This window comes from Oleiphilus sp. HI0079 (assembly GCF_001635105.1).
Map to the genome: position 1 here is coordinate 1 of NZ_LWFT01001114.1, position 512 is coordinate 512.

1 protein-coding gene is annotated in these 512 nt (G+C 50.8%); it reads right to left on the reverse strand.

The genetic code is table 11. The features are described 5' to 3' along the window. Positions 1-512 (reverse strand): glutamate synthase-related protein (locus tag A3750_RS19660; RefSeq protein ID WP_255374893.1); only part of this gene is annotated, 512 nt, incomplete at both ends.

Sequence of the window (512 nt, forward strand, 5' to 3'; positions counted from 1 at the left end):
ATCGGGCGACATCCTCACCACCCTCACCAGAGTTAGAGCGACCTCCCAACGTATTCATTGCAACAGCTAGAGCCTCATGCGCTTCCGGCGACAGAGCGCCCAAAGACATCGCGGCAGAGTCAAAACGCGGAAAGATATTCTCTACTGGTTCGACTTCGCTCAAAGGAATTTCTTTGGCATTGGCGCTAACCACAAATAGATCCCGCAAAGTTGCAGCGGGGCGCTTGTTTACAAGCTCTGCATATTCTTTGTAGATGCCGTAATCGCCACTCTCAACTGCACGCTGAACCGTATTGACTACATCAGGATTGAAGGCATGGTACTCTTGACCATGCACGTATTTAAGAAGACCACCTGGCTGAATCGACTTGCGCGCCTTCCAAGCTTCCTTCGCAAGCAGTTCCTGCTCGGCTTGGAGATCCTCAAAGTCCGCTCCCTTAATTCGGCTAGCGACCCCTTTGAAACAAAGATCAACAACATCATCCGCTAGACCAACAGACTCAAACAACTGC